At 41.1% G+C, this 13,594-nt stretch carries 10 protein-coding genes; 4 read left to right on the plus strand and 6 right to left on the minus strand.

Annotated elements, in window-relative coordinates; translation table 11 throughout:
• The first annotated feature begins 375 nt into the window (after window positions 1-375).
• A complete protein-coding gene (locus tag J4E76_RS06715; RefSeq protein WP_208502353.1) occupies window positions 376-1,014 on the plus strand; it encodes a hypothetical protein in 639 nt (212 codons plus the stop codon).
• 130 nt (window positions 1,015-1,144) lie between these two features.
• Window positions 1,145-2,314 (plus strand): DUF3667 domain-containing protein, encoded by a 1,170-nt coding sequence (locus J4E76_RS06720; protein ID WP_208502355.1) that lies wholly within the window; start codon window positions 1,145-1,147, stop codon window positions 2,312-2,314.
• 3 nt (window positions 2,315-2,317) lie between these two features.
• Here J4E76_RS06720 and hemL read toward each other — a convergent pair whose 3' ends face one another.
• The 5 genes from hemL to J4E76_RS06745 form a co-directional block, all read right to left on the minus strand.
• Window positions 2,318-3,610, minus strand: a complete 1,293-nt coding sequence (hemL, locus tag J4E76_RS06725) for a glutamate-1-semialdehyde 2,1-aminomutase (RefSeq protein ID WP_208502357.1) — start codon at window positions 3,608-3,610, stop codon at window positions 2,318-2,320.
• Window positions 3,611-3,615: 5 nt separating this feature from the next.
• Window positions 3,616-5,442: a tetratricopeptide repeat protein gene (locus J4E76_RS06730; protein ID WP_208502359.1), complete on the minus strand. Its 1,827-nt coding sequence runs from the start codon at window positions 5,440-5,442 to the stop codon at window positions 3,616-3,618.
• Entirely contained in the window at window positions 5,433-6,962 is a 1,530-nt protein-coding gene (gene guaA, locus J4E76_RS06735) for a glutamine-hydrolyzing GMP synthase (RefSeq protein WP_208502361.1), read from the minus strand. The genes J4E76_RS06730 and guaA overlap by 10 nt, the downstream gene beginning before the upstream one ends.
• 120 nt (window positions 6,963-7,082) lie before the next feature.
• A complete protein-coding gene (locus J4E76_RS06740; protein WP_208502362.1) occupies window positions 7,083-9,713 on the minus strand; it encodes an ABC transporter permease in 2,631 nt (876 codons plus the stop codon).
• Complete coding sequence (locus tag J4E76_RS06745; protein WP_208502364.1) at window positions 9,713-10,036, minus strand: PadR family transcriptional regulator; 324 nt, start codon at window positions 10,034-10,036, stop codon at window positions 9,713-9,715. The genes J4E76_RS06740 and J4E76_RS06745 overlap by 1 nt, the downstream gene beginning before the upstream one ends.
• Window positions 10,037-10,677: 641 nt before the next feature.
• Here J4E76_RS06745 and J4E76_RS06750 point away from each other — a divergent pair.
• Window positions 10,678-12,042 (plus strand): hypothetical protein, encoded by a 1,365-nt coding sequence (locus tag J4E76_RS06750; RefSeq protein ID WP_208502366.1) that lies wholly within the window; start codon window positions 10,678-10,680, stop codon window positions 12,040-12,042.
• Window positions 12,043-12,111: 69 nt separating this feature from the next.
• On the plus strand, window positions 12,112-12,546 hold the full coding sequence (locus J4E76_RS06755; RefSeq protein ID WP_208502368.1) for a DUF1801 domain-containing protein: 435 nt from the start codon (window positions 12,112-12,114) through the stop codon (window positions 12,544-12,546).
• A 3-nt stretch (window positions 12,547-12,549) separates the two neighbouring features.
• Here the strand turns inward: J4E76_RS06755 and J4E76_RS06760 are convergent, their stop codons facing one another.
• Window positions 12,550-13,470, minus strand: coding sequence for a hypothetical protein (locus tag J4E76_RS06760; protein WP_208502370.1), 921 nt, complete (start codon window positions 13,468-13,470; stop codon window positions 12,550-12,552).
• Between the last annotated feature and the right edge of the window lie 124 nt (window positions 13,471-13,594).

Below are 13,594 nucleotides of genomic sequence, written 5' to 3' on the forward strand. Positions count from 1 at the left end.
AGATTGTGGAAACTTCTTCGGGAGGCAGCATCTAGCTGATTTGGTATCAAACAATCTATTCAGTCAACTTCAGCTTTTAGTAGTTCCATTCGATAATCTTTTGAGGTAACACTTTATTCAATTTATCTGGCCAACCCAGCAGGTTTAGTCTCGGTATGTACATGTTCTTGCGTGTCCCTATGATTTTTTTCAATTTTTATAAATACCGTTTTTTGCATTTTACATACATCATATTTTCATAAAAGCTGATTATTGCGTTTTTAGGCCGATTTTCACTGAAGATTGAATTAACAAATTTGATTTTTCTCAGGTTGTTTCCCTATATTAGTATCGTCCTCCGGGACAATGTTTGACCTAAACACTTGATTAATTACGATGTGGACGCTGAGTTTTCCAGACTTCCCGCTGCTCTTTGGTTCCAAAAAGAGAAAGCTCTATAAACAGAGTCGTGCGGATTTTTACGAAGGTAGAAATGCCTTGGTATCTCATGCATCTTTCGATTCAATCCTCAATCTCAATCATCTTGAATCTTTGAATACTGAAAAAGGAATCCAATTCTATGGACTTTCATTCGGTCAATCATTCAAAGAAACTATTAAACGACTTGGTAAACCTAACTATATAGACAATCGCAAACTTGCTCTGAAGCACCAGAAAACAATTTATTATCGATTGACTATAAAAGAAGAAAGGTGCGTACTTCAAATGCACTTCCACAAGGATCGTTTCTTCTTTGGCAAAATGGAAATTAAGGGTAACAACCCGGTCGCCAAGCGAGATATTGGACAGTTGGTATGCCAGAAATATGGCATTGCCGAACAAGATTGGACTGGTTCGATAATAGATGCTAGCAATAACAAAATTCTCATTAAGGAAAATATTATACCGAACGTATGTTATATATCGGGTGATAAAGCACTACTTAACGAAATCAGAGTAGAGCTCAATTCAATCCTTAATGCTAAAAAATACAGACAAGTTGGGCAATCAGAACTTTTGCTCGACATGGTCTAAAGATCCCCTTACACCTAAACACTCAATATCAAAAGCTAACCTTTCACCGGTTGGCTTTTTTTCATTTCTCGGCTTTTGCGCTTACGATTCAACTGCTATCTTTGATTGAATGCCCGTTCGCATTTTTTAGATGATAGAAAAGAAGCGCAAAAGCACAACCTGTAAGAATTGTAGTTCATCGCTGGACGAGAACTATAACTTCTGCCCTACTTGCGGTCAATCGAATTCAGATAACAATGTGACCTTCGCCACATTAATGAAAGAATTCATTGATAACTACCTTGGCATTGATTCTAAGATGGCTCATAGTGCTGTGCCTTTTCTAATCAGACCCGGAAACCTCACTAACCGCTTCCAAGAGGGGAAGGTTAAACACTTCATTCACCCAGTAAGACTCTACTTTGTAATGAGTCTCTTCTATTTCTTTACCATCAGTTACCTGCTATCGGGTATTGATTTAAGAACCATTCAGGATGAGCAGATAAACTACGGAGGGGAAGTAAAATTCAATCAGCTAAAGTATGATGACAGGTGGGGTGCCTTGAGCGATGCAAAAAAACTCGAAATCCTTTCTGACTCAATCATAGATCAATTCACCGACATACAGACTTTTGATCAATTGTACGACTCGATTCAATCTAAGGTGGGTCTTGATTCATTGAAGGAGATGGAAGTCAGTGTTAAGTCCACTCCGCTACCTGGTGGTGTAGAAAGTGATGTTGAGCGCTTTCATAGACTTGCCAGAGATCGTAGACTTACCGATCAGGCCTTTATGGATTCACTTGGTGGTAATTTCTCTAACGATGGTTTCTTTGACGAAGGTCAACAGGCGCACATCAATAGTCAGGTGAGAAAAATCTTTGAAAATGATCAGGGATTTAAGGGCTTTGTTCTAGGGAATCTCCCATTGATGATGTTCATCCTAATTCCATTATTTGCTGGTGTCTTGAAGTTCTTCTACGTTAGGCGTAAGCACCTGTACATTAAACATATTGTTCATGCACTGCATGTCCATTCTTTTGCATATATGGCCTATGGTATAGGGCTACTAATCATCTTCAAGATAGTGACTGAAGGGAATTTCCCTGACGCGAACATCACTGCTTGGCGAGGTATCATCGGAGGAATTTTCTTCATTGGTGTAAGTACCTACGTTTATACTTCTTTCTTGAAAGTGTATAAACAAGGCTGGTTCAAGACCCTTATCAAGTTTAATCTAGTAGGCCTAATCTATTCTGTATTCCTACAGCTATTCTTCTATCTGGAAATCTTTATCAGCTTCTGGTATTACAACGGATAAGAACTAATGAATTGCCTTGAGGGCGGTTCTGTTAGCTTCCACAATACGACCTACCAAATCTTCTGTTATCGATTTGGAGATAAACAATGTCTCATATTGTGAAGGGGCTAGGTATATACCCTGATTCAGCATCTCTCTAAAATATAATCCAAACTTCTCCATACTGGATGACTTGGCCTTTTCAAAATCTACCACCCTTTCGTTTGTGAAAAATAGACTGACCATAGAACCTATTCTATTCATGGTATAGCCTAAACCTAGCTCGTCCAAGTTACTCTGAAAACCTTCTTCAATCGCCTTGGTTCTGTTGGCTAAATCGGTATATAGGGATTTGTCTTCATTGATCTGAGTCAGCATAGCCAATCCTGCAGCCATTGCAACAGGATTACCTGATAGTGTTCCGGCTTGATAGACAGGTCCCTGAGGAGATACATAATCCATGATCTCCCGTTTACCACCATAAGCACCAACAGGCATGCCACCACCGATGATTTTACCCAATGTAGTTAGATCAGGTTTTACATTATAGACCCCTTGTGCTCCTGCTTTCGACAATCGAAAGCCCGTCATAACCTCGTCAAATATTAACACGATACCATTGGCATCACAAAGCCTACGCAACCCCTCAAGAAAGTCTTTTGCAGGTAAGACGCATCCCATATTACCAGCAACTGGTTCGACTATAATCGCAGCTACTTGATCCTCGTTTGCATTGATAACCTCTTCCACCTTGCCAAGATCATTATAAGGAACAGTCAACGTATCATTAGCCACTCCTCGAGTTACACCAGGGCTATCCGGTTCTCCTAATGTAATGGCTCCACTACCTGCTGCAATTAGAAAGGAATCTCCATGTCCATGATAACAACCCTCGAACTTGATCATCTTATCTCGGCCGGTGTAGCCTCTGGCCAATCGAATGGCAGACATAGTTGCCTCGGTACCCGAGTTCACCATTCTCACCTTTTCTATACTCGGCATCATGGAAGAGATTAGCTTTGCCATCTCCACCTCGATGGCCGTAGGAGCCCCAAACGAAAGAGAGTTTTCCACCGCACTTTTTACAGCTTCTGCAATCTTCTCGTTCCCATGCCCAAGAATCATCGGCCCCCAGGAATTGATCAACTCAATGTATTCATTATCATCCTGATCGGTAATAAAAGCTCCTTTTGCTGATTTAATGAAGAGAGGATTTCCGCCCACGGCTTTAAATGCTCTGACTGGGGAGTTCACTCCTCCTGGAATAAAGTGCTGAGCCTCTTCGAAAAGACGCTGGCTATTTACTGGTGAATTCATAATTACTAATTTTTTCGAGGTACGATGGTAGCATCTTCGACCTTCAAGACTGGTATATAGCGATTATCATTGGAAAGTCTATAATTGAACTTATCTGTAAGTTCCCCTCTGAAATCATCCCAACGTTTCACTCCTACCTGAAAGTACTTTCCATAATCTCCCAAGAGCCTCCCGAAAGTGACCATGATATCATACCCGATATAGGCATCGCCCAAACGATCCTTCTTGATTGGGCTCTTTAAATAAGCTTCTACATATCTGGCTCTAAACTCACCGACCTCATCTTTAGTGTAATCAATCAAGTTAGTCCCTAAGAATGTGGCATTCAATCGTTCCAACTGATCAAACGAAATAGAACTTTCAGCGGTTAAGAACCTTGTAGAAGAGAGGTATTCTACGGTGTCAGGCCTACCTTCGATTCCACTTAAGGCACTTGAAGCCAGCGATGAAATATCTGACGCAATAAAAACATGACCAATACTATCAGGAAGTATTTTTAAGGTGTCATAAACGAAGTCTCTTTCACTATAAATTTCCCAATCTTCCTCGCCTGCTTCGCGCAGTGAATCCATCTCTGCAATCATATTAGCAACCACAGCAGAGTCCTTGTCTACCTCTTCCTCCTCGGTCAACCACTGTTGAATATTTACGGATTCATTAGGTCTCACCTCTCGGAAGATTGTCACGTCAAATGAATCTTTTTCGATGATTTGACGATAAAGATCGGCACGTGACACATCGCTAAACCCACTATAAAAGACTGCGGCATTCTTGTTTCTGGTGAAATTCTGCTTTGCATATTCTGCAGCTTGTATGGCTATAGACTCATTGCTAGGGTAATAGAGAAAGGCGAAAGGGTTGTCTTCGAGAATATCACCATTAGAAGACAAAGGATTAATGATATTGATCTTTTGCTCTTTGGAAAACTTCGCGATCAGCTCAACGGCACTTTGCGTAACAGGGCCAATAATCAAATCTAAATCAGAAAAAGCCCCATCTTCTACTTGATTCTGAAGGCGTTCCTCTAAGCTTTGGGTATCGATCGTTATGAGGTTAATGTCTATCTCTTCCTCCTTTAGTTTTTGTACTCCTAAGGCAACACCCTCGTACATTCTGGTAGTCCAGTTGGACATTGCACGTACCAACATGGCTGAATCTGTACTATACCTAAAGGGTAAAAAGAGACCCACATTATAGGTAGACTTTTTTGGAGAGTGTTCAATACCCTCAATCCCCAGGTCAAGGTTTAGTGCATATTCAGACTGAAGATTTGACAGCAACAAAATATCTTGCTCCTCCACGGGAAGCGCCAACACCTCATTGGCAAGCTGAGAGGCGATGAGGTTATCTTCAGGGTATTCATCAAGCAGCTTCTGAAGTGCTTTCAAATCGGTCATGTTAGATAGTAAACCTGCCTTCAAAGCCTTTTTGCTTGCCTCAAGTCCAGATCGATTTACCAAGCCAAGGTATCGAAATGCTCCTTCGACATCTCCCTCTTCCGAGGCGAGGAAACCCAGCCAGTAGTTTACATCTTCTTTGACTTCCCAATTAGGGTATTTCTGAAGCACCTGTTTGAACATATTCTTGGCACTCGTATTATCACCCGATTTGTGTGCTGCAATGGCATAGTAATAAGAAGAATACTTCACCAAATCATTGTCTTGACTCATTGAGGTCAATGGAGCAAACTTCCCTAAGGCCAAGGCATACTGCTCTTGATCAAAGAGTTTTTTACCCTCATCAAAAAGTGTCTTTACGTCTTGTGAGAAGCCAAGGCTTACCCAAAACGACAAAATGACTACTACTATAAATAATCTCTTTATTACTCCCATTCGATGGTTGCTGGTGGCTTAGAACTGATATCATAAACCACTCTATTTACTCCTTTTACCTTATTGATGATCTCGTTTGAGACATCTTGTAAAAAATCATAAGGTAGATGACACCAATCTGCTGTCATTCCATCTACGCTCGTAACGGCACGTAGCGCCACCACTCTCTCATAGGTTCTTTCGTCACCCATCACTCCGACCGATTGGATCGGTAGAAGCATAGATCCTGCTTGCCAAACATCGTCATAAAGACCATTGTCCTTCAAACCTTGAATGAAAATGTAATCTACCTCTTGCAAGATAGCTACTTTCTCGGCAGTGATGTCTCCCAGAATTCTAATCCCTAATCCAGGTCCCGGGAATGGGTGTCTTCCCAAAATGTTCTGATCTATTTCTAGACTCCTTCCAACATTTCTAACCTCATCTTTAAAAAGTGTATTCAAAGGTTCAACCACCTTCAAATTCATCTTCTCTGGCAATCCTCCAACGTTGTGATGAGATTTTATTGTTGCCGAAGGACCCTTCACAGAAACTGACTCAATAATATCTGGATAGATTGTTCCCTGACCCAACCACTTGGCATCTTCTACTTTCTGAGCTTCTTGATCAAATACTTCGATAAATACACGACCGATCGCTTTTCTCTTTCCTTCCGGGTCAGTAATTCCAGTCAAGGCAGAATAGAATTGTTCCTTGGCGTCTACGCCTTTTACATTCAAGCCCATACCCTTGTACGACTCAAGCACAGAATCAAACTCGTTCTTTCTTAAAAGGCCATTGTCAACAAAAATACAATGAAGGTTTTCACCGATAGCCCTGTGTATCAAGACTGCCGCAACAGAAGAATCAACTCCTCCCGAAAGCCCCAGAATCACTTTGTCATTACCTAACTTTTCTTTAAGCGTTGCAATGGTGGATTCAGCAAATAGGTCTGGTGTCCAATCCTGTGAACAGCCACAGATATGAACCACAAAATTTCTTACTAGTTCTTTTCCTTCCTCTGAGTGAGTCACCTCTGGGTGAAACTGGATACCGTAAGTCTCTTCTCCTTGAATCTTGAAGGCGGCCTTTTCAACACTGGATGTACTAGCAATGATATCAAACCCTTCTGGTAGTTCTGAAATAGTATCGGCATGAGACATCCACACTTGAGAATCCAAGCTGATTTCTTTGAGAAGAGGATAGTGTCCATCGACTCTACTCAGTCTAGCGCGACCGTATTCTCGAATTTCTGAAGGCATTACATTACCTCCATACTTTTGAGCCATCAATTGGGCACCATAGCAAACGCCTAAAACAGGCATCTTACCTCTGAATTGATCTAAGTCCAAATCGGGTGCATCTTCTTCTCTAACAGAGCAAGGACTGCCCGAAAGAATAACTCCTTTTATGTCATCCGTAATCTCAGGAATGTGGTTAAAAGGGTGAATTTCACAATAAACGTTAAGCTCTCGAACTCTTCTGGCAATCAGCTGGGTGTATTGGGAACCGAAGTCGAGAATGAGGATCTGTTCTGCCATGCGCAAAAATAATATTAGCCTCGACTAATCACTAATATTTAGACAGTAATTCTAAGGACAAATGAAGCAGTATCATTCTGCTAATAAAGAATGATACTGCTTCATAGAGTTTCGAAAGTATCACTCCATTCTCAGAGCCTCAGCGGGATTGGATTTGGCTGCTTTAAGAGACAAATACCCAACAGAAAGCCATGAAAGCAACAAGGTGATCAGTAACCCCAAAACAAAAACATAAGGTCGAACACCAACTCTATACTGAAAGTTCTCGAGCCAACTTTCCATGGCGAGATATGCCACAGGTATCGACACAAAAGCAGCTACTAAAATAAGCTTAAGATAATCTTGTGATAAGAGTCTAAGAATACCACCAACGGAGGCTCCTAACACTTTCCTCACCCCTATTTCTTTAGTCCTTCTTTGCGCTGTAAAGGTTACAAGACCTATTAAGCCTAAACATGAAACCACTATAGCCATTGAGGAGAAGACTCTAAAAACGGCTGCAAAGTATTGATCTGATTTATAGTACTGGTCTATCTTTTGGTCAAGAAATTCATATTCAAATGGAAACTCAGGAACAACAGCCGACCAAGTATCTTCCAATTGATTGAGTGTTTGACTGGTATTGTCAGGTGCCAATCGCACTGCTATACTCCAATAACCCCACTGATTTCGATCATTTTCATGCATCACCAATGGTTCAATCTCATTATGCATTGACTTGAAATGGTAATCCCTGACAACACCTAGTATTTTACCCTTCTGCCCATTTCTCGAAAGCGGTAATCCAATGGGACTCTCTAATCCATAATGCTTTACGAATGCTTCATTTACCACGAACCCTTCTTCTCTATCTGTTTTATAATTGTTTGAAAACCACCGCCCCTCTTTCATTTCTAGCCCCAGAGTCTCTTTAAAGTCATCATCCACAGCCAACACTTGAAGCATTTGTGCGGTAGTTTCATCACCCACCAGAACCCCGTTGCCACCCATTCCTCCGTCTCCTAAAGAGTTGCCAGTCAAAGAAGCTGCAACCACACCGCTTTCTTTTATAAACTCTGTATAAAGCAGGTTTCCATACTTAGCTGAAATTCGATTATCTAAGGGGATATACACCACTTGTTCCTTGTTAAAACCTAAATCCTTCTGACTCATAAACCTCATCTGATCCGTGATGATTAGGGTTGCCACTATAAGTGTGATTGAAGTTGCATATTGTAAAGCGACAAGTACCTTCCTGAAAAAACCTCCTCCTGACCTAGCTGAACTGCCAGTCTTAAGCAAAATATTGGTTTTTATTTTGGACAAGTACCACCCTGGATAAGCACCGCAAAGCAAACTCACCACTAAAACCAGCACCAGGAAGCCTAGCATGTTTAGAAAATCACCAGTAAGACCTAGACTAAGGCCCAGGGAGAAATTAGCATTAAGAAAAGGGATAAGAAGGAGAACAAAGACCAATGCAAGGACCATACTCAAAAGACTGGTCATTGTGGCTTCTACTAAAAACTGAACAATAAACTGCCGCCTTCGAGCACCTATTACTTTTCTGATACCTACTTCTTTTAGCCGAACAGAGGCCTGTGCGGTCGTCAGATTTACATAATTGATACAAGCAATCACAACAATTATAATTCCTATAAGTACGAATAATCGGAGTTGACCAAGGTTACCCTTCGATTCAATGCCATACTCGTTTTTGTTCAAATGAATATCCGAGATAGGTTGAAGATAATGCTCATACCAAATCTCCCCACCATTGCGTCTCACTACTAGTTCATTGATCTTTTGGGCCACTTCTTTGGCTGACGTGCCCTTGTTTAGCCTGACATAGCTTGATCCATTAATTGAAGACCAAGAAGGGGTGTTATTGGTAATTCCTAGGGAAGTTTCCCTAGAAACCAATAGACTAAACTTGGTCCAGTCCCCGTAGCCAAAGTGCGTATTAGTTGGCAAGTCTTCATAAACACCTACAACTTCAAGTTTTAATTCCTTGCCACTCATGCTGATCTCAATAGATTCACCAATTGGATCTGCCTCTCCAAAGATCATTAGCGCTCTGCTCTCCGAAAGAATTACAGTATTTAGATTTGAAAATGCATTCTGAACATCCCCCATTATCGATTTGAGCCCTATCATAATAGGAAAGTCAGCTGTAACCCCTGACAACTGGTAGTCAAAGAATGCCTTTTCCTTCCATTTAAGGGGTTGATTAATGATTGTAAGTGTAACATTAGAAGATGCCTCAACTTCCGGAATATCCTCTTGAATAGCAGGTATTAAATTCCAGGAGGCAGATGTTATATGGGCAGGTGTCTGACCTAAGTTTGAAATCGTATTGATTCGATAAAGCCTATCTACTTCAGGATAGTGCTTATCAAAAGAGTGCTCATATTTTAAATATAGGCCAATAATTATACAAGCCGTGAGAGAGATCGTTAAGCCAAAGATGTTGATAGCCGAATTAATCTTATACCTCGAAAAATTCCTAAGTGCTACCTTAAGGTAGCTCTGTATCATGTCCATACTGCTTGTTTTACTAAGTTTTTCTAGTTCACGATTTGTGGAATTTGATCCCATCGGGATGCTTTCTATCACTTCAGAAAGTGCATTATCGAATGGTTCGCCTGAAGCTACCCTTTCTTCTACTTCGCAAGAAACGTAATCGATCAGTTCCTCCTCCATGGAGAAATTCTTGATGCCCCGCTTCTTGACGATCCTTGTAATATGATTGACCTGACCTTTACTAAGCATTAACTGATCATTATAAGATTCATTAAACGAGAGAACTGGTAGTATTCTTCAATCTTCAAACGTGCAGTTTCCGCTCCCTGTGAAGTCAATGAGTAATACTTCCTTGTTCTATTATCAACTTCTTCAGAAGAGGTGGTGACAACTCCTTCTTTTTCCAACTTATGCAGAGTAGGATAAAGTGCTCCAAAAGTGAGATTGATTTCGTTGGAAGAAATCTCTTTCACCTTTTGAGTTATCTCATAACCATACATCCGGCCGTGTTCTGAAAGAAGCTTCAATACAATAGTCTTCAGCGTCCCCCTAATCAATTCTTTTGAATACATATTTTTTATATAAGAAATTTAAATATATAATTTTCTTATATATAAATGAAATTGGCCTATATGTTTTGCATACCTACCCAATATCAGAATGACTTAAAGTCAGAGGAAATAATACTGGAAAATGAAGTTTAACTAAGAACCAAAATGCTAAATCGCTGATTCTGAGACTGTGCCAAATCAGAAGATAATTCTGTATTTGAATATATATAAAATATTATTCTGAATATGAAACATATTCCAAACATTATTCGTATATATAATTGTGTTTCAAAACAGAAACATCTAATCAAAACAAGGCGATGAACAAGCAATTTCACATTTCTCAGCAACACATCTCAAGCTCAATCTTGAGCAGAGATTATTGGGAGATTCTTGCCGAACCTCCTTCGAGGAAAATTAGATTTTCTAACGATAGTCAATTTTAATACGCTTCTGATGCTGAACCATTCGGTTCATTCTGAAGCGTCAGTCAAACAAGTAGTCAAAACCTTCTGAACTGTATCTTTTGCCTCGAGCAAAGACAATTCGATCAGGACTAAATAGTCAAGACTGGCTATCCCCTACACAATCATTTCAATCACTTATGCATTGGCCATACGGGTCGATCAGGAAAACTATGTTTCATCTCTAAATCTACATCTATGATATTTTTTGGAATCATTTTATTAATCCTAGGACTCATTACCCTTATTATGAGGCCTATGCTCTCGGAAGAGGATAAATTTACCGAGGACAAAGACGGGCAGCTCAAAAAAACCGCATCGAAGGCACCAGCATGGTTATTAATGTTTACCAGACGGGTATCCACGACCATTTTAATCTCTGGACTTACTTTAATCACTTTACCAAATCTGTTCTTTTGGGCAGAACCAGGTTATCAGTACTTCCTAGTTTACCCAAGTGGTAAAAAGAGTGCGATTATGACAGAGGGTATTAAGTTTAGAGGCTTTGCCAAAATAACGCCTTGGCAAAAGTTTATTGACGTAAAAGTTGTAAACCCAGGTGACGACACCGATGAGATCGAAGGGCAGATGGAGCCCATTCCCATACGATTCATTGACCAAGTTACCGCCACTACGAAGCTATCAACTCGTTTTCAACTACCTGCGGACAAGGAGTCTTTCATCGAGTTGGCTATCGAGTTCCGTAGCCTACAAAATCTCGCACAAAACACCTTGATCCCAACAGTGCGCGAGGTAGTCTCTAATACTGGATATATGTTCGCAGCACAAGACTATATCTCAGGTTCAGCATCGGACTTTAGGGTCTCAATTGAAGAGCAGTTGAAAGACGGTGCATTCAGTGTCGAAAAGACGGAGTATCGCGATACAGTGATCACTGCCATAGAGCAAGGTGACCGCGAAATCAAAGAAGTGCAAACGCGATATGAGGTAAACAAGCGTAAAGACGAGAATGGGTTATTCATTAGAATACCTCATGACATCAACGAAAACAACATCATCGTAGCACAGGTAATCGTGGATGATGTAGTCCTTGAGCAAGTCTTTAAGCAAAGGCTGGAAGCGCAAAGGGACGAGTCTGCAAAGAGACAGCTTGAGCAGCAGAAGATTAAAACTGCTAAAGATGCACAAGCAAGGATTATAGCAGAGGGCGAGCGTGACAAAGCAGCTGAGCGAGTAACGCAGGAGAAAGAGCAAGTAAAGGCCTTGATCTCAATTGAGACAAAGCTAAAGCAAGAGGAGACTAACAAGAAGTTAGCAGCTATTGCACTTGAAACTGAGCGTTTAAAAGCCACAGCTCAAAAGGTGAAAGCCGATGCAGAGTCTTACCAAAACGCCAAACTAGTTTCGGCAGGTTTGACCCCACAGCAGCAGGCGGAATTGCAAAAGCAAATTGCGATTGGCGTAGCCCAGCAGGTTGCTAAAATCAAATTCCCTACCACCATGATTATCTCAGGTGGTGACGATGGAGGAACTCCACTGGAGGCACTCATCGGGGCGGCCATGACCAAACAATTGACCAGTGCCGGCAAAGGCGGCAACTAATACAAAAGGAGAGTTTTTACTCTCCTTTTTTTTATTCAATTTCAATCCAGAGAAACCCCAATATCACACATGCCTGAAAGTAAGCTTGTCCTCGAAGTCAACCCAGCTGTAAAAGCCAGGTTCGATAACTACCCTCCTGAGATAAAAGCAAAAATGGATAAGCTCCGAGAGCTGATCATTGAAGTGGCTGAAGAAACTGAGGGAGTTAGTCACCTAGAGGAAACTCTCAAATGGGGAGAGCCTTCTTACATTACAAAAAATGGAAGTACACTGAGGATTGATTGGAAACCAAAAAGCCCAGATCAATACGCCATGTACTTCCAATGTACAAGCCAATTGGTTCCGACTTTCAGATTCGTTTTTGGAGAGACTTTTAAATATGAAGGCAACCGAGCTGTGGTACTTCCATTAAATGGAGACTTGCCGACCGAAGAAGTAAAGCAATGCATTGCCACGGTTCTCACCTATCATAAGGTCAAGAAGATGCCGACTTTAGGATTGTGAGCCCTATTCTATCGTCTTGAAGAAGTGACGATAGCCAATCGTTACAGTCTGCCAACCCCAGCTATTTAGACCTACATTGAAATTTGAGTACAAAGCAATGTGCTTGCTCAGTCGGTATTGGATTTGATTTCTCCAAAAGGAAGGTGTATCTCTATTCTGAATATAGCCATGGTAGCCTGAAACATCACTCCCAACAAGCCATTTGCCCTTAGTCCATTCTATGCCTACGCCATAAGTGCCCGCATCGTTCTGAAAGAAATCCGAGCCATTGGGAAGCCCGTTCTTATTGGTCTGCCAAGTATAGAAACCTAGCATACCCTTTATCAAAAGACTACTTTCCTCCGTCTTAATGATTGTCTTACTGACAGTAGCCTCCCAGAAGAACATGCTGGCATCGGTAAAACGAGCATTGCTGACATTGCCACCAGTTGTAGTTTTGGAATGGGCTCTGAAAGTAATGTTCGGCATACGCGACTTATCTTCATTGGCAATTCGCAGGATAATTCCGAAGGCCGTATCACCAGTATTCCAACCTATACCACTACGACTGCGCATTCTTCGCTCATCGCGAATCTCATCAGTCACTTCCCAGTATTCCCAAGCAATGCTCTGAACGTATAACACGGCCTTATCTTTAGCCAATGGAATATTAAATTCAGACCAATTGTTAATCGTCTGGTCGCCTCTTCCATAGCTATATTCAAATGTATTTTCAGACCATAACTCGTTATCTATTTTCCCATTTCGCAAGACAGGAATTCGCAACGCATTTGGCCCCATGTAGCCCGGAGAAATGCTGACATAGCGATCTCTATCCGTTCCGGCAGCATTAGGATAGTCATGCAAGGCATCCCACCAGTCGAGGTTTTGACCTGACACCTGATGTGTTAAAAGCACGATTAAAAGTGATAAAACGATCCTCATGGTTGAATTTGAAGCTCGAATGTAAAACATAGGAGGCTAAAAGCGGAAAAAAATACGGCATAACTCATCACACCCGTGCTTCATTGGTCATTTGACTATCAATTTGATCTAGACATTTTTCCAT

Origin of the sequence: Roseivirga sp. E12, assembly GCF_017592825.1 — a bacterium.
Lineage (GTDB): Bacteria > Bacteroidota > Bacteroidia > Cytophagales > Cyclobacteriaceae > Roseivirga.